At 62.9% G+C, this 23,310-nt stretch carries 19 protein-coding genes and 2 pseudogenes; 8 read left to right on the top strand and 13 right to left on the bottom strand.

Annotated features, from left to right (window positions below; all coding sequences use genetic code 11):
• Positions 1-107 precede the first annotated feature (107 nt).
• Positions 108-1,058 (top strand): HDOD domain-containing protein, encoded by a 951-nt coding sequence (locus IPF49_17465; GenBank protein ID MBK6289386.1) that lies wholly within the window; start codon positions 108-110, stop codon positions 1,056-1,058.
• A 107-nt stretch (positions 1,059-1,165) separates the two neighbouring features.
• Positions 1,166-3,229, top strand: coding sequence for a CocE/NonD family hydrolase (locus IPF49_17460; protein ID MBK6289385.1), 2,064 nt, complete (start codon positions 1,166-1,168; stop codon positions 3,227-3,229).
• Between the two features lie 47 nt (positions 3,230-3,276).
• Here the strand turns inward: IPF49_17460 and IPF49_17455 are convergent, their stop codons facing one another.
• Complete coding sequence (locus IPF49_17455; protein ID MBK6289384.1) at positions 3,277-4,029, bottom strand: hypothetical protein; 753 nt, start codon at positions 4,027-4,029, stop codon at positions 3,277-3,279.
• Positions 3,959-4,471 (bottom strand): hypothetical protein, encoded by a 513-nt coding sequence (locus IPF49_17450; protein ID MBK6289383.1) that lies wholly within the window; start codon positions 4,469-4,471, stop codon positions 3,959-3,961. The genes IPF49_17455 and IPF49_17450 overlap by 71 nt, the downstream gene beginning before the upstream one ends.
• 405 nt (positions 4,472-4,876) lie before the next feature.
• On the opposite strand from IPF49_17450, the gene IPF49_17445 reads away from it, so the two are divergent.
• Positions 4,877-6,442 (top strand): hypothetical protein, encoded by a 1,566-nt coding sequence (locus IPF49_17445; GenBank protein MBK6289382.1) that lies wholly within the window; start codon positions 4,877-4,879, stop codon positions 6,440-6,442.
• A gap of 85 nt (positions 6,443-6,527) precedes the next feature.
• Here IPF49_17445 and IPF49_17440 read toward each other — a convergent pair whose 3' ends face one another.
• From IPF49_17440 to IPF49_17420, 5 genes and pseudogenes are all read right to left on the bottom strand, one after another.
• The gene (locus IPF49_17440) at positions 6,528-7,499 is read right to left on the bottom strand and encodes a zinc-binding alcohol dehydrogenase family protein (GenBank protein ID MBK6289381.1); all 972 of its coding nucleotides are present in this window, start codon (positions 7,497-7,499) and stop codon (positions 6,528-6,530) included.
• A 444-nt stretch (positions 7,500-7,943) separates the two neighbouring features.
• Positions 7,944-8,294: pseudogene (locus IPF49_17435) on the bottom strand (IS630 family transposase).
• Between the two features lie 131 nt (positions 8,295-8,425).
• Positions 8,426-9,298, bottom strand: a complete 873-nt coding sequence (locus IPF49_17430; GenBank protein MBK6289380.1) for a metallophosphoesterase — start codon at positions 9,296-9,298, stop codon at positions 8,426-8,428.
• A 164-nt stretch (positions 9,299-9,462) separates the two neighbouring features.
• Positions 9,463-9,645: pseudogene (locus IPF49_17425) on the bottom strand (ATP-binding protein).
• Entirely contained in the window at positions 9,645-10,679 is a 1,035-nt protein-coding gene (locus tag IPF49_17420; protein MBK6289379.1) for a poly(3-hydroxybutyrate) depolymerase, read from the bottom strand. The pseudogene IPF49_17425 and the gene IPF49_17420 overlap by 1 nt, the downstream one beginning before the upstream one ends.
• Before the next feature lie 578 nt (positions 10,680-11,257).
• Between IPF49_17420 and IPF49_17415 the strand changes: the two genes are divergently transcribed.
• From IPF49_17415 to IPF49_17400, 4 genes are all read left to right on the top strand, one after another.
• Positions 11,258-12,316 carry a spermidine/putrescine ABC transporter substrate-binding protein gene (locus tag IPF49_17415; GenBank protein MBK6289378.1) on the top strand — a complete coding sequence of 353 codons (1,059 nt, stop codon included), beginning with the start codon at positions 11,258-11,260 and terminating at the stop codon, positions 12,314-12,316.
• A gap of 109 nt (positions 12,317-12,425) precedes the next feature.
• A complete protein-coding gene (locus tag IPF49_17410; GenBank protein MBK6289377.1) occupies positions 12,426-13,619 on the top strand; it encodes an ABC transporter ATP-binding protein in 1,194 nt (397 codons plus the stop codon).
• Positions 13,619-14,512, top strand: a complete 894-nt coding sequence (locus IPF49_17405) for an ABC transporter permease (GenBank protein MBK6289376.1) — start codon at positions 13,619-13,621, stop codon at positions 14,510-14,512. Before IPF49_17410 ends, IPF49_17405 begins: the two co-directional genes overlap by 1 nt.
• Positions 14,509-15,318, top strand: a complete 810-nt coding sequence (locus tag IPF49_17400) for an ABC transporter permease (GenBank protein ID MBK6289375.1) — start codon at positions 14,509-14,511, stop codon at positions 15,316-15,318. Before IPF49_17405 ends, IPF49_17400 begins: the two co-directional genes overlap by 4 nt.
• A gap of 253 nt (positions 15,319-15,571) precedes the next feature.
• Here the strand turns inward: IPF49_17400 and IPF49_17395 are convergent, their stop codons facing one another.
• From IPF49_17395 to IPF49_17370, 6 genes are all read right to left on the bottom strand, one after another.
• Positions 15,572-16,936 carry a 2-oxo acid dehydrogenase subunit E2 gene (locus IPF49_17395; protein ID MBK6289374.1) on the bottom strand — a complete coding sequence of 455 codons (1,365 nt, stop codon included), beginning with the start codon at positions 16,934-16,936 and terminating at the stop codon, positions 15,572-15,574.
• A gap of 4 nt (positions 16,937-16,940) precedes the next feature.
• Positions 16,941-17,954, bottom strand: a complete 1,014-nt coding sequence (locus tag IPF49_17390; GenBank protein MBK6289373.1) for an alpha-ketoacid dehydrogenase subunit beta — start codon at positions 17,952-17,954, stop codon at positions 16,941-16,943.
• Between the two features lies 1 nt (position 17,955).
• The gene (locus tag IPF49_17385; GenBank protein ID MBK6289372.1) at positions 17,956-19,191 is read right to left on the bottom strand and encodes a 3-methyl-2-oxobutanoate dehydrogenase (2-methylpropanoyl-transferring) subunit alpha; all 1,236 of its coding nucleotides are present in this window, start codon (positions 19,189-19,191) and stop codon (positions 17,956-17,958) included.
• A 91-nt stretch (positions 19,192-19,282) separates the two neighbouring features.
• Entirely contained in the window at positions 19,283-21,640 is a 2,358-nt protein-coding gene (locus IPF49_17380; protein ID MBK6289371.1) for a hypothetical protein, read from the bottom strand.
• Positions 21,641-21,759: 119 nt separating this feature from the next.
• Complete coding sequence (locus IPF49_17375) at positions 21,760-21,915, bottom strand: hypothetical protein (GenBank protein MBK6289370.1); 156 nt, start codon at positions 21,913-21,915, stop codon at positions 21,760-21,762.
• 55 nt (positions 21,916-21,970) lie between these two features.
• Positions 21,971-22,720, bottom strand: a complete 750-nt coding sequence (locus IPF49_17370; protein MBK6289369.1) for an SDR family oxidoreductase — start codon at positions 22,718-22,720, stop codon at positions 21,971-21,973.
• Between the two features lie 233 nt (positions 22,721-22,953).
• Between IPF49_17370 and IPF49_17365 the strand changes: the two genes are divergently transcribed.
• Positions 22,954-23,253 (top strand): hypothetical protein, encoded by a 300-nt coding sequence (locus tag IPF49_17365; protein MBK6289368.1) that lies wholly within the window; start codon positions 22,954-22,956, stop codon positions 23,251-23,253.
• Positions 23,254-23,310 lie beyond the last annotated feature (57 nt).

Raw genomic sequence — 23,310 nt, 5'->3', positions numbered from 1 at the left:
GCGCCGGTCAGCGTCTATAATCAGGGCTTGCAAACCGCAATTCAGCGCCTGATGTCCGGCCCACAATCATCCATCAGGTCAAAAGAACAACCAAATTAGAGACCACCATGAAAGATTCGAGCAACGCCACGCTGGAGTTCGTCCACCAGCAAACCGCAGGGAATCCCACCCAAACGGCCACCGCCGCCGGAGCGCAGGCGGAAGCATCGCGCAAGGCGGGATTCGAGTTCGTCAAACAACTCGCCGCGGAACTCTCGACCCGCACCTTCGAGCTGCCGCCCTTTCCGGAAACGGCAATGCGGGTACGCGACGCGCTCAACGATGCCCAAGTCGACGTGGAAAAAATCGCCCGCATCGTGCTCTCGGAGCCGGTGCTGTCGGCACGCTTGCTGCGGCTGGCCAATTCCGCGCTGCTCAAGCGCGGCACCATGGAAATCACCGATGTGAGACAGGCGATCAGCCGGCTCGGTTTCGAAATGATCCAGAGCGCCGCGGTCTCGATGGCCATGGACAGCAGTTTCCCCATCCCAAAGGATCCCGCAGTCAGGCAGCATTTCGAAAAGACCCGCACCCACAGCGTCCATGTTGCCGTGCTGTCCTATATCCTGGCCAAGCATCACGCCCAGGGCATCAAGCCCGACGAGGCGCTGCTGACCGGACTGCTGCACGATATCGGACGCTTCTACATCCTGACCCGGGTCACCGCGTTTCCCGAGCTGTTCAGCGATCCACAGGCGCTGGAGGAACTGGTGCAGGACTGGCATACCGGTGTTGGTCGCGCGATCATCGAATCGTGGGGGTTCCCGGAGTCCATCGCGGTGGCGGTCGACGAGCACGAGATCCTCGACCGCGAACATCAGGGCAACGCGGATCTTGGCGACGTGATCCTGGTGGCCAACCTGCTGTCGCGAATCGGCGAGCCGCGGGACACCGCACCGCCGCCGTTCAATGAAATCGATGCCTGCAAAAAACTGAAACTGAACGAGCAAAGCTGCGTCGGTGTGGTCAAGGACGCGGAAGAAGAAGTCCGTTCGATGACGCTGGCGCTGGGCGGCTGATCGCGGCGGCCGCCGCCGTCCTTGACCCGCTTGCGCTGGACAGGATCTGCGCGCCGACATTATGGTGCCTGCGGTAACGACCTGATCGCAGGTCGCGCGGAGGCCATATGCGGATCGCGAAAAACTTCTTGCTGGCCCTGGTACTGCTGGTCCACGGCAATCTCCTCGCGGCAGCGACGCTCGAGCATGAGGGCATCGCAATCCACGAAGCCTGGATCACCCTGCCCGATGGCGTGCGTCTTGCCGCCGACCTCTACCTGCCGGCCGATATCGGCGCCAAAAAACTTCCGGTGCTGCTCGAGTACCTGCCCTACCGCAAGGACGAGAGTCGTGGCGGACGCTTTGCGGATTTCTCCTACTTCATCAGGCACGGCTATGTCGTTGCGCGGGTCGATATCCGCGGCACCGGGCGCAGCGAGGGCCGTCTGATTGAATACGAATACTCCGAGCAGGAGCAGAGCGACGGAGAAGTCGTGATCGACTGGCTGGCGAAGCAGCCGTTCTCCAGCGGCAATATCGGCATGTTCGGCATCTCCTGGGGCGGATTCAACTCGATCCAGATGGCAATGCGCCGACCACCCGCGCTCAAAGCCATCGTGCCGGTCATGGCCACCGACGATATCTACCAGGACGATGTACATTTCATGGACGGCATCATGCATGTCGATGCCTATGAACTGGGACAGGATCTGTGGAATATCATTCCGGGTGCGCCGGATTACCGGATCGACGAGGCCTATTTCCGCGATCGCTTCGACACCACCCCGTGGTTGCTGATCTACAAGCGCCAGCAGCGCGACGGACCGTTCTGGGACCGCGCCTCGCTGAACCGCGACTACAGCCTGATCGATATTCCCACCTACGCGATCGGCGGCTGGTACGACGGTTATCGCGACAGCGTGCCACGCATGCTCGAACACATGAGCGCTCCGGTGAAAGGCATGCTCGGCCCGTGGAACCACACCTGGCCCAACCAGGCGGTTCCGCCGCCGGGCATCGAGTGGCGACGCGAAGCGGTGCGCTGGTTCGATCATTGGCTGAAGGGCATCGACACCGGCATCATGAACGAGCCGCGCTTTTCGGTATATGTGCGCGACTGGCATCCACCGGGCATCGCGCCGGCCGAAATTCCCGGGCACTGGCGCGGCGAAGCGGGCTGGCCGTTGCCCCGCATCACGCCCCAACGTTATTTTCTGGGCGCCGACCAGAGCCTCGGCCGCACTCCGGCCACTGAAGCGGTACGCTACCTCGGCTATCGCCCCAGCGTCGGCATCGAGGCCAGCGGCAGCGTGATGTGGTGGGGCGACTGGGCTCCGGACCAGCGCCCGGCCGACGGTTTCAACCTGGTGTTCGAAACCGAACCACTCGCCGACGCGCGGGAAATACTGGGTTTTCCGCGCGCCCTGCTGAACGTGTCGGCCGATGTGCCGCAGGCGGACTGGATCGTGCGTTTGTCGGACGTCGCCGAAAACGGCGCGGTGACGCAGGTGGCCGGCGCAGGCTTCAACGGGACCCACCGCGATTCCTCGACCTCCCCTGCCGCGCTGGTGCCGGAGCAGCGCTATGCGCTCGATATCGAGATGCACTTCAGCTCGTGGGTATTCCCGAAGGGGCACCGCATCCGGCTCGCGGTCGGCAACGCGCACTGGCCGATGTTCTGGCCAACACCCTATCCGATGACGACCGCGTTGTATCTCGGTGGCGCGCAGGGTTCCGCCTTGCTGTTGCCGGTTGTACCGGCCGGCAAGGAGTCACCACTGCGGTTTCCCGCGCCGGTTGCGGACCCCGAACTGCCGGGCTACCGCTCGATCGCGGCCGAAACGGTATCGGGCTACCCGGAAATCAGGACCGTGCTGCGCGATGAACGCGAACAGACCACAACGGTGACGGCGACCAATTCGGGCGTCGACGAATACCCGTTTGCCACCGTGCGCTACAGCGAGAAAGTGGTGCACCGGGTCGCGGACCTCGACCCGGCCAGCGCCTCGGTGCAAGGCGATTACAGCATCACGGTCGAGCGTTCCGGGCGCACGCTGAGCTGGTCGGGTGTGCTCGAGTTGCGCAGCGACCGCGACAATTTCCACTACGACTACACGCGCCGGCTCAGGGAAGGCGACACGCTTCTGCGCGAGAAAAGCTGGAAGGAAACCATCCCGCGCGATTTCCAGTAGGCTGCGGCCCAGGCCAGGGGAGCGGCAAGCTCCCTGCCCGGCTCAGCTCAACTCCGTTTTCGGAAGATCATTGCAGCTCCTTCCGGGCCACCTTCCAGATCCTCACCTCTCCGAGTGAACTCCCAGGCCGTTCCATCCTTGCCTTCTATGCTGATCCGGTTGCCGCGGGTCTCATAATCGAGACTCTCGGATTCGCCATCGATGGTGATGCGTACCCGTTCGTCATCGATGAACTCGAGCATCATTTCATCTCCGACCGGACCGAAGGCATAGAGGCTGCCTGCAAGTTGCGAATCGGCGCTCCGTTTGGAACTGCTGGATGTGCTGGAACCTCCGCCACTGGAACTGCCGTTTTTGCAGTATTTTCCGAGTACCTCACCGCCATCGAGACAGCCATCATCATCGATGCGAAGGATAGAAATATCACCACCGTTGTTGATTCGGACGCGATCTTTCTCGACCTCGTAGGTTCCCTCTTTGGTCGTCCCCATGAAGGTGAGTTCCACCCGCTGCTCGTCCCGGAGATCGATTCTTTCGAGCCAGCTGTTCTCCGTTCCCGAATAAACTCCCTCGACAGAGCTGCCACACCCGGCCAGCGGCAGCAACAGAAACAGGACAATCCATCTGCAGATCGACATGGCGCTTCCTCCCCAGGAAATCGGGCCAATGTTACACCCGCATATCCGGTGCTTGTAAATAATGGCCCGCTGCCCGTTCGGCCCGGTCGGTTCACTGCACGGGTGGAACGCATCCGCCGGGTTGTTCTTCGATCCGGCGCAGGAAGACGTATCCTGTTCCATCCCAGTGCCAGACAGGATGGCAGAAGCCGGGCCCTCCCAGCTCCAGGTCAGGAAATCCCTGGACCTGGTTACCGACCCGACGATAGCCCAAAGCGGCAAAGCCGAAATTTGCCTGCAGACGCCCAGCTGAATCGCGAATGAACAGCCACAACGAACTTCCCGTGAAACCCGAGTTGCAGACGTTGCCCGCCTGCACGAATACTTCGGGAGAACCGTCGTCGTTCAGATCTTCAAGAGTGATCGTCGGATAGGCGTTCATTTCGCAGCTAGCATCGATGACGGTCCGGCCATCTTCTCCGAGCTTCAAGCCCAGCACGGCCGCGATATCGAGCTTGTCGGCAGTCGAGAGTTCAGTATCGACCGCTGCGAAGAGCACTTCGATCAGCGGATCGACCCCACCCGATGACATGCAGTTCGCGGCGGTGAGGATACCTGCCGACATCGCTAGCCCCCTCCACCAGCGCAAGGACCCAGCGCGCCGCGCACCGGCCGGTGCCCGATCAGACGATTTCACGGTACGAGCCTCCCACTTGCACGCGCCGCCGTCCATATGCAGGACAGCCAGCGAACAGTAATCCAAAACCGCTCGAGGCGAAACATCCTGTGAACATCCAATTCGTTACCCCGTCACCCGATTGCCCTGCGGTTTGAAAAAAACCACGGAACGACAGCCCGACGAATTGACACCAATCCGCAGCCAGGCGTAATTTCACCCGGATCGTCGAGCGGCGCCCACGGTGATTTATTCGGCCCGCACGATCATCCTGTATCGTTCGGAGGATCTGCCGTGTTCCATTCTGCCGGTCGTTCGCCTGTCTGTTTTTGCCAATTCCGCACCGCAACCCTGTTGAGTGTACTGCTGCTTGCCGCCTGCGGCAGCGGTGAAATCACCATGAGCGAGATCAACGATGCCAACGTGCTGAACAACCAGCCCGCAACATTGCGGGAGGGTGGCGAGGTTGTCACGGGCACCGTAGTGGAGAAGACGGCCGAAGGGCTTGTTCTCCGGCGTGTTCCTTATGTGGACGGATTCCCCAACGGTCTGATCGAAGAATGGCATCCGAACGGACAGAAAAAGTCTGAGAAAACGTTGAAGTACGTCGCCCGCGGTCCACGCGATGGGGGACTGATGCCTGCCGGACCGAGTCGGACCTGGTGTGAAAACGGCACTCTGCAGGTCGAGTCCGATGCCGATGCGGGAGGCTCCCCTGTCGGCATCTACCGCAACTTCACCTGTACCGGCCAACCGCTCAGCGAACGCACCATGCCAATCGGACCGATGAAGACCTGGGCAGAAGTGCAGGGCAGCGACAAAACGGTCCTCGTCGAGGAAGGCACCACGGTCGAGGGCGACGGCTGGGAAGGCGTGCACAAGCAGTACTATCTGAACGGCAGTCCGAAACTCGAGGAGCACTGGGTCGCAGGCGCACTGGATGGAACGTACCGCACCTGGAAGGAGGATGGCACATCGCTCGAGACAGGCACCTACCAGGCTGGCAACAAGATGGGGACCTGGGTGGTCAACCAGGGCACACGCGATCAGGTCACCGAATACGACGAAAGCCTGTTCATCGACTCGCGATACTCGGCTCCGTTCATGAGTGCGGCCGGGATCTACATCGGCGCCGCAACCGCACTCAACAACGCACGCCCGGACCTCGACAAGGCGCGCTACTTCATCGACGAAGGTCTCGTCGATGTGAAAAAGCGACTGAACCTGCTTCAGCCGCAACCAGGCATACCGTTCTCCACCAACCGCTGGACCTATCCATACATTCTTGCCAGCTCGGAAGTATTGCCGCTGCTGATCGAGCAGGGCGCGGACCCGAAGTCCGCTGATTCCGAAGGCAGAACCCGATTGTTTTTCTGCATCTATTCACTCGGTGCCGACCGCTTCTGCAACGCCGCGGATGCAAAGCAGATGATCGAGACCGGCATCCCCGTCAACCAGCAGGACACCTTCGGAAACACCGTGCTGCACGAAGTGGTGAAGACCCACACCTACATCGGCGGCATCGTCACGAATGAGAAACGCCACGAAGTCGGCACCATGCTCATGGATGCGGGCGCGGATCCGGACATCGCGAACCGGGAAGCCACGACGCCACTGATGCTTGCGGTTACCGCCCGCCAGTTTCCGCTCGCGACGGAAATGCTCAATCGCAGCAAGAACCCGACGGCACTCGACGGCAACGGGTTGAACCTGATCCACCTTGCATTTTTCATCCCGCTCGGCAATCAGGTGAGGTTCGAACTCACACCTCCAGTGCAGGACTTCCTCAAACTGGCCGTGAGCAAAGGCATAGACCCGCTCGCGCCACTCGGTGAATCCGGCACTCTCAAGGAGATCGCCGAGCAGATTGGTGCGATCGATGCAGCCCGATTTCTGACAGAGCTGAAGGCGGGAAGCTGAGCGAGGACTGCGACACCTCGGCCACACCGGGGGCAATCCTGCGCCTGATGCTGCTGGTGGCAGGCACTGACGTCCACCAACTCGATCATGCCGGCTCCCGTGCAATCTTGAATACGATGCGAGAGTTGGTTTTGTGCCCCCAGACCTGCTGGACCTGTGCCAGATCGAAACTTTCGGTATCGATGGACAACCGCGCCGCACCGATAGCCTGGAATACCTGAGCTGCGGCAGCGACGATATCCGTATGCGAAACACTGCCGAGCCCACTGCCAAGTAACTCGAGGCGTGAGCTGCGGAGCGAGGCACCTGCCAAAGTGATGTTGGTGCCGGCCATGGAGCCGATCTGCACAAAACGTATATGCGGTTGCGCACGCGCTCCCGCATATTCCCCGGCCACCTGAAGAAAAGCCTCGGCAGATGCCCCCCAGAGGTAATCGAGCACAATACTTGCGTGTTGATCATGAATCGCCTCGCGAAACAGTACCTTCAGGCCGGTGATGGGTAGCTCCAGCGGGATGACCTGATCCGCCCCCAGTGACAACAAATCAGGAAAACAGTCAGGGTTGCGCGCAGTAGCGATAATCTTGCCAGCGCCCAGGTACCTCGCTATACGGATCGCCAGGCGGCCTGAAGCACCTGCAGCACCGTTGATCAACACGGCTTCACCCGTTCGCAACTTTGCGCGCTCGGTCAGCGCTACCCAGGAAGACATACCAGGATTAGCAATTGCTGCGATCGTTACATCCTCGAGCGCATCCGGTACTTCAACCCAGTTCGCAGAGTTGACCACGGTTTGTTGGGCCATAGCCCCGTAGGGCATACGAGGGAAGGCGAAGTAGACGCGGCGGCCATCCTCGAGATAACCAACACCATCCACGCCCGGCACCAGCGGCGGCCTGCCACTGCTGTAATGCTTGCCAGAAGCCTGGGCCCGTACAAGCTGACTCAGCGCACTGGCGCTGACACGCACCAGAACCTCATCCGTTCCCGCCTTCGGCGATGGGTAATCGGCATAACCGGGAGGGTCCATAAACTCATGTACAACCGCCGCTTTCATCCGTGCCTCCATAGAACTGTCAAATGAATCTGAACGTACCCGGCACACAGTTCGGAAGACTCGCCAAATGTGCCAGCCCATCTCCCGCCGTAGCAATGCGGTGTGCGCCGAAACGCCGTCACTCAAGGTCGAGACGGTCGATAGCCCAGGAATTCTGGACCATGACAGCGGGGCCATGTTCCGAGCCGACTCTCCGGTAAGCCGGGACGCCTGGAGGCTGTTCCTGCTCACGCCCGGCCAAGCAACGCGTGCTCGACCGGCTCCAGCCGGTCATTGCCGAAATATATGTCGCTGCCGTTGACAAAAAATGGTCGGCGAGCCGAAGCCACCACGTTCGATCAGTTCCGCGGTGTTCGCCAGCAACCGCTCCTAGTGTAGTGCTTCATTCTGTTTGGAACTTAAGCGGCTATTGGCGCGAATCACCTTCTGCAGGACGGCGATGGTTTTCAGGAACTTCAGCCACGCGACATGGGTGTGACGCTGCTGACATTGTCCAATGACCTGAGCGTCGAGGATGTTGAGCGCGGCAAACAGCGTGGTCGTGCCGTTGCGCTTGTAGGCATGCGTCATGGTAGCGGCGCGCCCCTTCTTCAGCGGCAGCCCAGGCTGCGTGCGATCGAGCGCCTGTACCTGACTCTTCTCGTCGCAGCACAATTCGAGCGCATGCTCAGGGGGCGACATGTACAGCCCGACGATATCTTCGAGTTTCTCCACGAACTTCGGATCGCGCGAGACTTTGAAGCCACGCACCCGCTGCGGTTTCAATCCGTTCGCACGCCAGTGTCGCGACACGCTCGCGGCGAGCAGTACGATACGCGCACGCTGCACCAGTCGAACGCTGGTGAGCTTGGAACGAATCAGCTTCGCCAACTCCGCTCGCTCCTCGCCGGTCAGCACGATTTCCGGGATCGACCCGCGGCTTGCGCTCAGATCCGCAGCCTGCCCGGACCGTTCCAGGCGGTGTTTTCCCCCGGATACCCGAATTGCGCGGAAACGAGACGCACCCCGCCCACATCGACCTCCAGGCTCCAGTGGTGGTGCCCGAAGACCCACGCGACAACTTTGGCCCTGGCGGCGGCGTCGATCAGATCGCCGCAGTTGCTGTCGAACGCGGGCGAGAGGGAAGTCGCGCCAAAAACCGGATTGCGCGCGGCGGGATGGGGCACATGGTGCGTCACCACCAGCGTCGGCCCATCGTGCGGCTCGGCCAGCTTTTGCGCCAGCCACGCGCGCGACAGCCGGTGCTCGGCAAACGCGTCCTGCGGCAGGAACGGCCCTCCGCCCCGGCACGTGATCAGCCGGTGGTCCTCGAGCGTCCGCTCGGCTTCGCGCATGCCTTGCCCGGGATCACCCAGTACCGCGTAGTCGGTCCACAGCGTAGCGCCGAGAACCCGCAGCGAAGCAGATCCGCAAGGGTAGCGCGCCTCGCCCCGATCGAGCACCGTGACGCCCGCGGCCTGCGCCGCGAGGAGCGCGTCGCGCTCGTCCTCGAAGACACCGCGATAGTACTCGTGGTTTCCCGGCACCACCAGCGCGGGACATCCCAGATACGCCGCGGCCTGCTCCGCGTAATGCAGCGTCGAGACATCGCGCCGTGAGCGCATGCGGCCGATATCGCCGGCAAGCACGAGAAGGTCCGCGGTCCCGGCCAGACCGGCGAGGTCGGGTCCGAACGCGAGCGGCCGCATCGCGGTCCATGCGGACGGCTCTTCCTTTTCCCGGATCTCGATATGAATGTCGCTGTAATACAGAATCCTGGCCACTGTCGTCATGTCCGGCCGCGGCCCCTCTGCCAGCACGTGATCAATTCGAGCGTCGTGCTGCCGAACGCGTCAGCGTGCTGGTTTACGCCTGCGTCACAGTCAACTGCATCGGAGACCGGGTCCGCGTATTGCGCGTTTGGCCCCAGGCTCACCTCCTTTGCGTTTTTCGGCTCGGAATTTCGGTTGTGCCGCGCATCGACGCTTTGGCGGAAACGCCAGGACCCGTAGCGCGCCTCGACGATATGACATGGGTGCGTGAGCCGGTCGAGCAGCGCCGTGATCATCTTTGCATCGCCAAAGACGCTGGCCCATTCGGTGAAGCCGAGATCGGTCATGATGACCACACTGGCTACGCAACACGCCGGGATTGTCCAGGGGCACATCAGCGATTCAGGCCCATGAAGAAGTCCCACATGAGGTCGTCAGCATTGATCGCGGTGGATGGCGGCTCGCTGCTGCGCCACTTGCGCGCGCCCGGCCAGGAGTGGGCACCCTTTTCGGTGACGCAAAGCTCCACCTGCGCACCACCGCTGCAGGGCGCGTACCGGTCGCAGTAAGCGCCCGCCTTGTCGAGCACGCGCCTGGGCGTCGCTTCGCAACCATCGCGTTTGACCCAACGGGAAATCGACTCCGGCACCGAGGTGAATTCGGTGACCGCGGAGCGCATGCTCTTCGGCCCCATGCCGCCGTTGAACGGCAGGTGGTCGTCGTTCCTGGCGTGAATCTGGAGGACGGAAACCGGACTCTTCGGGTTGCAACTCTTCGTGTTGTCGGTCCCGGCAACGGCAGCGATCGCCTTGAAGGTGCCGGACATTTCACAAGCCAATCGATGTGCCATCAGGCCGCCGTTGGACATGCCCGTGGCGAAGATCTTCTGGTGGTCAATGTTCAATTGCCGTGACAGATTCCCGATCATCTGCCGGATGAAGCCGACGTCGTCGACGTTGTTGTCACGCGCAGGACCGCAGCAGTTACCCGCGTTCCAGGTGGCCAGCTGGCCGCTTGGCGATCGGCTGAACCCATTCGGGAACACGACGATGTAACCCGTCCGGTCCGATTTCGAGATCAGGCCGTAGTTTTCGTCTGACGCCATGAAGTTCATGTTGCCGCCCCCACCGTGGAGCGCAACCAGCAGCGGCGTCGGTTTCGCCGGGTCGTAGCCGGCGGGCACATGCACCTTGTATTCGCGCTTGATGCCGTCGTGATCGATCGAATACACATGGTCGCCGGCATTCGTGATCTTTGCCTTCGGGTCTGCTTCGCTCCGCGGCGCCGCGTGCCCGGCTTGTCGCTGCGCCCGCCACTCCCGGATGCGCTCACGCAGCGACCCCTCCTGGGCCAGGCTCAGCGTGCTGACCACACTCGCAGCCAGCGCAAGCAGGACAATCACAATCCGTACCATGATCTTCTTGTCCATGAGGATTCTTCTCCACCCTCCAACAGGCTGAACACGCTAAGTGTAGGTAGCAGGACGGATAAAGCCCCTCCCCGACCGAATCCAACCCTCCGGGACGGCTGACGCTCGGTGTCCTGTCGGGTGTCCAGCCCGCGATTTGTCCGAGTCCGCCGCTTCCCTGCCCCCCGGTTCGCGCACCGCCCGTGTGTACCGCTCACGCACTCTCCGGCGGCCCTGTTGACGGCGGACCGGGCAACGCCTTGCCGCAGCGCACCGCTCTCCACATCGATACCGAACACACGCTTGAGCCGCTGCGCCTTCATCCGTGTAAAGCGTAGGACCCTCGTCGGGGCGCGCCGCGTACACGCCGCCTGCCAGCGTGCTACCCGCCCATGATTGGCGGATGGGCGGTGCCCGAACCGCTGTCCATCCCTGCTGGCAGGCAGAACGCCTGCGCCACTATTACCGCTTCAATCATGCAAGAATTGGCGCACGTTGACGTCACGAGTTGCCCCAGGGCCAAGGCCGGGTGGACAGCGCCGTTGAACCGCGGGGACAATGCGCCAATCATTGCACCCGGTGAATGGACAAACTAACCAATGTCCGCCAGACAGTTGCGCCGCACTCTGCTCAAGACAGCCGCTGCCGCCGCGTTCCTCGGCGCCAGCGCCGCGGTGCTGCCGATGTTCAGTACGCCCAGCAGACGGCAGACGCCGCAGTCCTGCCCGAGCACCGACCTGTCGGGCAGCGAGAAAGAGCTGAGCATATCGAGCTGGCCCGCCTATGTGGACCCCGTCGACGACCCCGATTCGACCCTGCACGGCTTCGAGCGGCAAACGGGTATCACGGTCCATTTGACCGAAGACATCACGGACGCCCAGCTGTTCTTTGCCAAGGTGCTCAACCAGCTGGGGGCCTGTCAGCCGGTGAATCGGGATCTGATGATCCTCAATAACCCGCTGGCTGCACGAATGATCGCACTGGGTTGGCTGCAGGAACTCGATCATTCCGCCATGCCCAACGTGACTGCCAACCTGCTGCCAGGTCTGCGGCAAACCGTTTTTGACCCGGGCCGCCGTTATTGCTTGCCCTGGCAGAGCGGTTTTACCGGAATCGCCTACAACGCCGCGCTGGTTCCGGAGGTCGGGAGCGTCGGCGAGTTGCTCACCAGGGATGATCTTCGCGGGCGCATCACCTTGCTGTCCGACATGGAAGACACCATGCCTTTCATGCTCAGGTTGGTGGGCGCGGACCCAAGCCGATTCGACGATGACGATTGGCACTCGGCGATCGAATTGCTGGTCAGCACGAGACGACGCGGCCAGATCAAGGCCTTCAACGGCAGCGAGTTCAGGGGAGACCTGGTGGCGGGCAACATCGCTTCCTGCCTGGCGTGGTCCGGTGATGTTGCGCAACTGCAGCTCGATAATCCCGATATTCGCTTCGTGGCGCCCGAAGAAGGCCTGGTGCTGTGGTGCGACAACCTGATGATTCCGAATCGCGCACGGCACAAAGCCAACGCCGAAAAATGGATCAACCACTATTACGATCCCGAGGTGGCGGCCCGGTTGGCGGCCTATGTCTACGGCATCTGCCCCGTCGCGGGGGCGCGCGAGGCGATGCAGGGGATCGCGCCTGCGCTGGCGGATAACCCCTGATCTTTCCGTCCGAGGAACTGCTGTCACGGAGCTTTTCCATGATGCCATTGAACGAGACCAGGAACCGGCGATATACCCACGATTTCACCGAAGCCATGGGCGGCTGATCATGACGACTGAACCAGGACCACTCGACACGCCAGCCCGCGAACATGAAGGACGCTCACCCGGTGATGACGATGCCGGCCACGACCTGAGGCTGGAGGGTGTGACAAAACGCTTTGGCAGTTTCATCGCCGTGAAAAATCTCGATCTCGTGGTGCCGCGTGGCTCCTTCTTCGGTCTGCTCGGCGCTTCGGGCTGCGGCAAGACGACCACCCTGCGCATGATTGCCGGCCTCGAGCAGCCGAGCTCGGGACGGATCATGATCGGCGGTATCGACGTGGCCGGAGTCAAAGCCTACAAGCGGCCCGTCAACACGGTATTTCAGAGCTATGCGCTGTTTCCGCACCTGAGCATCGCCGACAATGTCGCCTTCGGGCTGCGCCGGCGCGGCGTGAAGGATGTCAGCCGGCAGGTCACCGACATGCTCGCGCTGGTCGAACTGGAAAGCCATGCCAAAAAGAAACCCGCTCAATTGTCCGGCGGTCAGCAGCAGCGCGTGGCGCTGGCCCGTGCCCTGATCAACAAACCCGAAGTGCTGCTGCTGGATGAACCGCTGGGAGCGCTTGACCTGCGTTTGCGCCGCCAGATGCAGATCGAACTCAAGCGCATCCAGAGCGAAGTGGGCCTGACCTTTGTGCATGTCACGCACGATCAGGAAGAAGCGATGACAATGGCCGATACCATTGCGGTGATGAACAAGGGCGTCATCGAGCAACTGGGTACGCCCGCCGAACTGTACGAAAATCCCCGCACCACGTTCGTGGCGAATTTCCTGGGACAATCCAACCTGCTCGAAGCCGAGGTAGTGGATGCCAGCGGCGCGCGCCTGGTGCTCAATGTCGCGGGCACGCGGCTCGGCGTTTCCAAATCGCGCGCCAGCGCCACGGCGGGGCGCGTCTGGCTCGGGGTGCGGCCCGAAAAAGTCGGCATTGCCGAAGCCACGGATACGCTGGGCGATGAACTCGATGTCATCGAGGGTGGGGTGGTATCCGACACCAGCTTCGTTGGCGTCAGCACCCAGTATCTGGTGCGCATGCCCTGGCAGCAGGAGTTATCGGTATTCGAGCAGAATACGGGCGCGCGCCGGGTTCTTGCCCCCGGCACTGCGGTCAAACTGCATTGGAATCCGGCGCACGCCTTTGTGCTCGATCGCGACGTGCCCGCCAGCGCCGGCTCGCATGCTCCGGAGGGGGGCTGATGGCCACCACTCCCGCAACGCCGCCCGTGCTCGAGGTGCCCGCGCAGCGGCATCGCATTCCCCTGGGCTACTGGCTGCTGCTGCCTGGCGGTCTGTGGCTGGCGCTGTTCTTTATCGTCCCCTTGTATTCACTGGTGGCTACCAGCCTCTATGACCCCGGCGGTGGCGCGATCGCCGGTTACGAGATGACGTGGAGCGTCACGAATTACTGGCATGCAATCGGCGATTACACCGGCCCCCTCGGGCGCTCGCTGCTTTACGGTGGAATCGCCACGGTGTTGTGCCTGCTGCTGGGCTATCCCCTGGCCTACAGCATGGCATTCAAGGCCGGTAAATGGCGCAACCTCATGCTGGTCATGGTCATTGCACCATTTTTCACCAGCTTCCTGATCCGCACCCTGGCCTGGAAGTTGATTCTGGCCGACCAGGGCATCGTAGTGCAGACCCTTCAGACGCTCCACCTGCTTGCGCCCGGCGGCCACTTGCTGGCAACCCCGGTCTCGGTCGTGGCCGGACTGACCTACAATTTCATTCCGCTGATGGTGCTACCGCTCTATGCCGCCCTGGAGAAGATCGACGGGAGCCTGATCGAAGCGGCGCAGGATCTCTACGCCTCGCCTTTGCGCGGCTTTCTCAAGGTGACCTTGCCCTTGTCCATGCCGGGGGTCGTGGCAGGCACGCTGCTGACCTTCATTCCCGCGGTGGGTGACTACATCAACACGCAACTGCTCGGCAACACCGAGACCCGCATGCTCGGCAATGTCATCGAGAGCCTGTTCATCACGGTAGGCGACTACCCGGCCGCCGCTGCGCTGTCCATGGTGCTGATGCTGCTGATCGTCGGCATGGTGATGCTCTACGTGCGCAAGTCCGGCACCGAGGAACTGCTATGAAGCCCTGGCGCATCCTGTTGAACTGGCTGGACAGGCATCTCGTGCTGATCATCGGGGTGCTGGTGCTGGTCTACATGTTCATTCCGGTCGGGGTGGTGGTGGCGATGAGCTTCAACACACCGCCCAGCCGCAACGTGTACGAATTTGGCTCGTTTACCTGGAACAACTGGATTCATCCCTGCGAACCGTACGGCATGTGCGAGGCACTCTGGCGCAGTGTGGAGATCGGCGTACTGGCGACGGTCTGCGCTACCTTCCTGGGTACGCTGATGGCCTTCGCCCTGGTGCGGCACCGTTTTGCGGGGCGTTCTGCCGCCAGCCTGCTGGTGCTCCTGCCGATGGCAACTCCCGAGATCGTGATGGGCTCCTCGCTGCTGGCCCTGTTCATCGCTCTTGGCCTGGGCGGACAACTGGGGTTCTGGACCATTCTCATCGCCCATATCATGTTCTGCCTGTCCTTCGTGGTGGTCACTGTCAAGGCACGCCTGAACGGCATGGACCCACGACTCGAGGAGGCTGCCATGGACTTGTACGCCACCCCGTGGCAAACGTTCTGGAGGGTCACCTTCCCCATGGCATTTCCGGGCATCCTCGGCGCTGCCTTGCTGTCGTTCTCGCTGTCCTTCGACGACTTCATCATCACCAACCTCAATGCCGGCACCACGACCACCTTTCCGATGTTCGTCTGGGGTTCCGCAAAACGCCAGATTCCGATGCAGGTCAACGTCGTTGGCACGCTGATGTTCCTGGTTGCGCTGGCAGTCGTGCTGGCGGCGGAGTTCAAGCGGCGCCGCGATGAGCATTGACGCCAGCGCGCCCGCCCGCAACTCCCGGCAATGGCGAATTGAATTCAGGCGCCACCCGCGCCAGCTTAATGCTGATGCCGCCGATGCGGTTCAGCCCCTCCCCGACCGGATCCAACCCTCTGGGTCGGCTGACGCCCGGTGTCCTGTCGGGTGTCCAGCCCGCGATTTGCCCGTATCCGGCGCTGCCGCTTCCACGTAGTCTGCGACGCTGATGCCGAGAGAGTTCCCGCAGCGCCACACATCCCCGCCGGATTCAGACAAATATCGTCGCCGGATGTTCCAGCAGGCCCTTGATCGCTTGCACCAGGCTCGCCCCGTCATGCCCGTCGACGATGCGATGATCGAATGAAGCCGAGAGGTTCATCATCAGCCGTGCGACGATCGCGCCGTCGCGCACCACCGGGCGCAGCTCGCTCTTGTTGATGCCGAGAATCGCGACTTGCGGATGATTGATCACCGGCGTCGAGGCGATTCCGCCGAGCTTGCCGAGGCTGGTGATCGTGATCGTCGAACCCGAGAGCTCCGCGCGGCTCGCCTTGCCGTTGCGCGCGGCGTCGCTCGCGCGCTGGATCTCCGCGGCCGTCTGCCACAGATCGAGCGCTTGTGCATCGTGAACCACCGGCACCATCAGCCCGTTTGGCGTCTGCGCCGCAATCCCGGCGTGCACCGCGTCGAACTGCGTCACCACGCCGGCCTCGTCATCGAAATGCGCATTGCATTGCGGAAATTCGCGCAGCGCCTTTACCAGCGCCCTGACGATGAACGCCAGATAAGTGAGTTTGGGCTGATCGGCGCGGCGCGCCGCGTTCATGTGCTGGCGCAGCGACTCGAGTTCGCTCAGATCCACTTCCTCGACATAGGAATAGTGCGGAATACGCCGTTTGCTGAGGGCCATTTTTTCCGCGATCACGCGGCGCAGACCGATCAGCTTCAGGGTGCGCATGCCGGGCGCGCCAGGCACGGGAATCGCGGTCGATGACACGGGATGCGCATGATATTGCGCTGCGTCGCCGGTATCGCGCAGCAGCGGCACGGCGGGTTTCGGGGTGGGCCGCGCGCCGCTGATATAGCGATCCAGATCCTCGTGCGTGATACGTCCGCCCTTTCCGCTTGCCGGAACGCCCGCAAGATCGATCAAGGCTTCGCGCGCGCGGCGACGAACGGTGGGCGCGGCCGCCGCTCGATGCGCGGAGTCGTGCGCGATCGGGATGGACTCGCGCGACGGCGCAGCCGGCGCCATCGCGGCTTCGGGCGGAATCGCTCGCACCGGTGACGGGGGCTCGGGCGGCGCTGGCGCAGCGGCCGGGGCCGCTTCGGGTTCCGGCTCGCGCGCCGCCACCGCGTTCGCAGCCGCTGCGGGCGCTGCGGCCAGTGCCGCATCCGTCTCGAACACGATCAGCTGCGCCCCGACCGTGATACGCGCGCCGGGCTCCGCGCACAACTCGCTCACCACGCCGGCCACCGGCGAGCTCATTTCCACCGTTGCCTTGTCGGTCATCACGTCGACGAAGTGCTGGTCCTCGGCCACCGTATCGCCGGGCTTCACATGCCACGCGACGATTTCGACATCGACCACGCCCTCGCCGATATCGGGCATCTTCATCACCTGGCGCGCCATCGAATCAGCCCTCCAGTGTGCGGCGCATCGCCGCGATGATCCGGTCCTGGCTGGGAAAGTATTCCCACTCGAAGGCATGCGGATAGGGAGTGTCCCAGCCGGTCACGCGCTGTATCGGTGCCTCGAGGTGATAGAAGCACTCCTCCTGGATCTCGGCGACCAGTTCCGCGCCGAAACCGCTGGTGCGGGTTGCTTCGTGGATCACCACGCAGCGCCCGGTGCGCAGGACCGACTCCATGACCGTCTCGGTATCGAGCGGCAGCAGGGTACGCAGATCGACCAGTTCGGCGTCGATGCCGCTCCTGTCTATTGCAGCCGCCGCGACATGCACCATGGTGCCGTAGGTGATCACGGTGACATCGTTGCCCCTGCGGCGTATCGCGGCCTCGCCGATCGGAATCGTGTAATAGGCTTCCGGCACTTCGCCCTGCGGATGATTCGCCCAGGACTCCGCCGGCTTGTGCGGATCGCCATCGAAGGGACCGTTGTAGATGCGCTTGGGTTCGAAGAACATCACCGGGTCGTCGTCCTCGATCGCGGCGATCAGCAGGCCCTTGGCATCGTAGGGATTCGACGGGATCACGGTCTTCAGGCCGCATACGTGGGTGAATATCCCTTCCGGCGATTGCGAATGCGTCTGCCCGCCACGGATTCCGCCGCCGCAGGGCGAGCGCACCACCACCGGCGCCCAGAACTCGCCGCCGCTGCGATAACGCAAACGCGCCAGTTCGCTGATGATCTGGTCCGTCGCCGGGTAGATGTAATCGGCAAACTGGATTTCCGCGACCGGACGCAGCCCGTTGACGCCCATGCCGATCGCGGTGGCGATGATGCCGCCCTCGGCGATCGGCGTATCGAGCACGCGATGCCTGCCGTATTTTTTCTGCAGCCCGGCGGTGCAGCGAAACACGCCGCCGAAATAACCCACGTCCTCGCCGAGCACCAGCACGTTTTCATCGCGCCCCATGCTCAGATCGAGTGCGGAATTGATCGCCTGGATCATGTTCATGCGCGCCATCTCAGTCGCCCTCCATCATGCGGTGGCGCTGCTTGCGCAGATGCGGCGGCAAGCCCTTGAACACATCCTCGAACATCGAACTCACCGGCCAGTGCGGACCGTCCTCCAGCGAACCGTAGGACTCGGCCTGTTTCCACGCCGCCGTGTTGCGTTCCTCGAGCTCCGCCAGGAGCGTGCCATGCTGTTCCTCGCTCCATTCGCCGCACCTTGTCAGGTGCTGCTTCAGGCGCTCGATCGGGTCACCCAGCGGCCAGACCTCCGATTCACCCTTGGGCCGGTAGACGCTGGGATCGTCGCTGGTCGAGTGCCCCTCCGCGCGATAGGTGAAGAACTCGATCAGCGTCGCGCCGCCGCCGCCGCGGGCGCGCTCCGCCGCCCAGCGGGTGACCGCGTGCACCGCGAGAAAATCGTTGCCGTCGACGCGCAGCCCGGCGATGTTCATGCCGATCGCACGCGCGGCAAAGGTCGTATCACCCGAGACCACGCTCTGCGGCGTGGAGATTGCCCACTGGTTGTTCACGATATTGAGCAGCACCGGCGCCTTGTAGGTCGAGGCAAACAGCATCGCCTGGTACACATCGGCTTCGGCGCTGCTGCCCTCACCGACCCAGGTCGCGGCGATATGGTCCTCGCCCTTGTAGGCCGAGCCCATTGCCCACCCCACCGCCTGGCTGAACTGGGTGGCAAGGTTGCCGGAAATGGTGAAGTAGTTGCCGTCCTTCCAGCTGTACATGATCGGCATCTGCCGGCCCTTGCAATTGTCGCGCGAGTTCGAGATGCAGTGACACATCATGTCGACCACATCGCGTCCGCGCACGAACAGCAATCCCTGCTGGCGGTAGCTCGGGAACAGCATGTCGCCCGGGCGCAATGCCATCGCCTGCCCGACCGCAATCGCCTCCTCGCCGGTGCATTTCATGTAAAACGAGAGCTTGCCCTGGCGCTGCATGCGGAACATGCGGTCGTCGTAACAACGCGTCATCAGCATGTGACGCAGCCCGGTGCGCAAGGTTGCGGCGGAAACGTCTTCACCCCACGGACCCTTGGCATGACCCGCATCGTCCAGCACGCGAATCAGCCCGAAACACAGTTCGCGCGTCGCGACCGGCTCGCACAACGGATCGGGACGAAACGAGTCCTCCGGCGCCGGAATGTCCAGGTACGAATAATCGGGTACCTCGCCGGGGCGAAACGGCGCCTCGGGAAGATGCAGCTTGCTGTGGTAATGACGGGTCATGACAGGGCGCTCCGGAATTCTGTTGCTGGGCAACGCGCACGTGATCAGTGCGCCAACAATACGCCAAATCCGCGCCGGGGGTTACGCCAACTCAGGGACATTCGAGGGTCTGGGTTTTCGGCATCCCGTTGCAGCAACCATTGCCGCCCGCACAGGCCTGGATCCTGTAACGTGAATTCTCGTCACAGGCCGACCACTCGACACCGCTGTAACTCCAGCTGCCGGTACCGCCGTCCGGAGGGCAATGGTTGCGCACCACGTCCTTCCATTCACCGAGCAGCCTGGCCAGCGCCTGCGGCGGGTTCGCGGGGGGCAGGTTGCCGGACTGGTCCAGCTTGTTGATGCCGTGACACGCGGTGCATACGCGCCGTTCCCCGGGCTTGAAACTGATCCAGTTGCGCTCGCGCACTACCGCCTGCTCCCAGCCGCTCTTGCCGGCGTCGATCAGCTGCCAGGCCAGCGCGCGGCGCGCCGGCACGAATGCGGCCATCGAGCCGTCGCTCGCCAGCGGCACAGCGCCCTGCGGCCCGCTCGGATAATCGCCCATGGCCGCGAGTGCAGCCGGATGATGCATTGGCACCGCGAGCACGCGCCGGCCGGGCTTGGGCACGCTCGATTGATAGCGGAAATAGCCGCGGATCTGGTCGGCCTGGAACAACTGCATATGCGAGACCGGATAGATTTTTGCACCACCGAGGCCAATGGTTTCGGCGCCGCCGCCGGCAACGGCGAGATTGAAGGGTTGCTGCTCGTCGGCACGGTCGCGCGCCGTAACATTGCGGCTCACGATCAGTGCCAGGTCACGCGCGTGCAGCCAGTTGCGCAACAACGCCTCGCCGACGCCGGCAGCAGCCAGCACCTGGCGCTCGCGCGCCGGCAGCGGTGGCGCCACGCGCTTGCGCGGCACCACCCGCGCCACGACCTCGACCGGATCGAGCTCCCACATGGTGCCGCACCAGTTCACCCGCTGATCCGGATCCCACCACGACACGCATTGCTGGATACCCGCCGTGAGCAGCTCGCCGAGGGCTTTCGGCGCCAGGTGGAACTCGCGAATACGGAAGTCGTAATTGATTTCCGGAGTGCTCGTGCTGCCGCTGTTTTCCTCGTCGCCCTTGTGCGGTGTGTGCACCACCAGCAGCCGCCCGTCAGACAACGGAAGGGGGTTGCGAAAGCGGCCAAAAGTACTCTTCGAGGCGACCAGCACGACCCGGGATTTTTCCGGGCTGGCATCGGGCGCGCCCTGCAGGCGGATCAGATCGCCCGCCGTCGCGGTGCTGAACTCCGGCGCGCGCACGCTCCAGATGCGCCCGCGCACCAGCGGATCCTCGCGCAGGTGAAAGGTACCACCACTGCCGGACAGAAAGATGGGCGCCGCGTTGAACTTCCCCGGCTGGAAATAGCTCAGGGCCGGGTCATTGCGAAAGTTCGCTTCGCTGTAGCTGCCACCGAGTTCGTGGCGCCCGATGTGGTTGAGCGTCTCCTCCTCCGATCCGTCCTGGTTCAGCGTCCACGGAAAGAAATGGTTGAAGGTGTGGCCGTTCAGCGGGTAGTTCGCGGCGATGCGTTTTCCGTCGTAACCCTGGGCCGGCAGCAGGGAGTATGCGGCGCGGCGCAACTCCGGAAAGTACTCGGTGCGCGTCGGCACGGCGGGTACCACGGTGCTGCTCTCCGAGGCATAGTTGAAACTGCCGTAGCTACCGGCATCGAACACGTCGGCATCGGCCTGCTGGTCACGTTGCAGATGATCCCACTTGGTGAACAGGATGCGGCCATAGGAATCGACCGTGGGATACGTGACACCCGATGGCGCATGCTCGATCAGCTTGAAGCGGCAGGCGAGCGGATCGATTTTCCACAGGCCGGTATCGATCGGCGTGGATTCGTACTCGTCGCGCTGCGGATAGAGACGCGCAAGACCGCTGCGTGGCCTGTCGGAGACGAAAATGATCGAATCATCGGAACCGTAGGCCGGCGCGATATTGTTGTAGGCGCCAGGCTGGCAGCGCACCTTGCTGATCTTTGCGCTTTGTCCCTGCGCCAGCCCGCTGACCTCGTAGAGCTGCCAGCGGTAATCCGCGACCTCGTAACGCTTGCCGGGCGCACCCACCACCATGCTGAACAACGCGCGCTCGCCGCTCCAGTGCACCACCGGCTGGCGTACCGCGATGCCCGTGACATCCTGCGAGCCGGTACTGCCGAATCCCGCCTCCTGGGTCAGGTTGCGCAGCGTGCCGTCAGGATAGCGGATCCACAGATCACCGCCCCTCGGCACGCTCTGCATCTCCGCACGCTGGGTGCCGAAAGCCTCGGCAATGGTCGTGAAACCCACCCATGGCACCTGGGTCACGAACAGGATGGGGCCGGCCCCGGCAAGTGCCGCCGGACTGCCGGCACACAGCGCCCACAAGAGGCAGGGCAAGGCGACGATCCGTGCTATGAGGCTCATCGGTCGGGGTTCTCCGCAAGGTGCATGTCACCAGAACATTTGTAGCGCATCGCAGCGCCATGCGCCGAGAGATGTTTCGCAATGTCGGCAAGGATCGCGTTCGCGCAGCGGATACCGGCTCAGACCCCGAAGCCGAGCCCTTCGCTGGCCATCACGATTTGCGGCCCGCCAGGGGGCTGCGAAGCGAGCAACTCGGCATTGATGCGCACGACGTTGCGCGAAAACGTCGGCATCCGCTCCACCAGCTCGAACAGATTTTCCCTGTCGCTCATCATGGAGTTTCCGAGCTTGTCCAGATCGGTTTGTCGCCGCTGCGGATCGGTGCGCGATTCACGAGCCGAGCATCATCAAGCCACCATCGACCGCAATCGTCTGCCCGGTGATGAAGCGCGAATCGTCACTGGCAAGGAAGGCCAGCACCGGAGCGAGATCGTACAGCGGATCGCCGAGCGTGCCGCCAAGCGGTATGCTCCGGCGCAGATCCGCCTCGACCATGGCAAGTACCGCCGGGTCCATCGTCGCCATCTGGCGCTCGAAGATCGAGGTCGCGATTGCCGGTGCCACACAGTTGACGCGCACCTTCGCGGCACCCCATTCCAGGGCAACGCTGCGGGTCCAGGCCATCACCGCGCCACGCGAGGCTGCATAGACCGCATTGCCCCCAAAGCCACGCACACCTTCCACGGAGCCCATGTTGATGATCGAACCGCCGCTTGTGCGCATCCGGCGAAAAGCCGCCTGGTTGGTCCACACGGTTGCCTTGGCATTGGCGTCGAACATGCGGTCCCAGGCAGCGGCGTCCACCTCTTCGGCCGCCTGCGACCCATGTATCCCCGCGGCATGCACCAGCACCTCGAGGCCGCCGAGATCATCGGCCATGCGTCCGAAAACCGTCTCGACCGCGGTACGGTCCGTGATATCGCAGCGGTAGCTCGCCACTGCCGGCGGCAGTTCCGGTCGCGTGGAGTGGTAGGTGCAGGCAACCCGTGCGCCTCGTTCCACGAACAAGCGTACCGCGGCATTGCCGATGCCACCCGCGCCGCCGGTCACGATGATGCGTTTATCTTTCAACCCTGACATGAATGATTCTCTCCTGACAGTGGTATCCCGGGGCTTTTCATCCAGGTTAATGCAACACATCGATGATGAGCGGAGCGACGAGATACGAACCACAGCCGCTGCGGTTCGCGCGCTGGTCGCGCGGGTCCGGGCTGCCATCGCATCGAGTGCGACCATGGTATCGCGAAAGAGACTCGTGGCGCAGGTCACGCGGCGCAACCTGCGTCTTCGCCAGTTAGCGGCGGCTCGCGAGGTTGCTCGACAAGTACAACCGGCAACTCGCTGCAGCGGTGCGCTGGGCCAAGGGTCAGGGAATCGAGCTTTCTGGTCTCGACAGCCTCGAACGCTTCTTTCAGCGCATGTCATTGGATCCCGCGGTGCGCAAGGTGCTGAAGGAAGAAGGCCAGACCCGAGGCCGCAAGCAGCGACCATTCCGGGTCGATCCCGTGGAGGTCGCCCTTCGTCACCGTCTGAAATCCATGCGGCATGTGCTATATTTCCCCCCGCGCCGAGGATGCTCGCCCGACTTTATGTTTTGCTCCGCAGCCACGTAAATGATGGCGCCAATCCAGTCACTGATCCGGCCCAACCGCGGTCAACATGTACCTGGT

The organism is Gammaproteobacteria bacterium (assembly GCA_016705365.1).
Lineage (GTDB): Bacteria > Pseudomonadota > Gammaproteobacteria > Pseudomonadales > UBA5518 > UBA5518.
The sequence above is the reverse complement of the archived record's forward strand: the minus strand, read 5'-3'. Positions and strand labels throughout refer to the sequence as shown.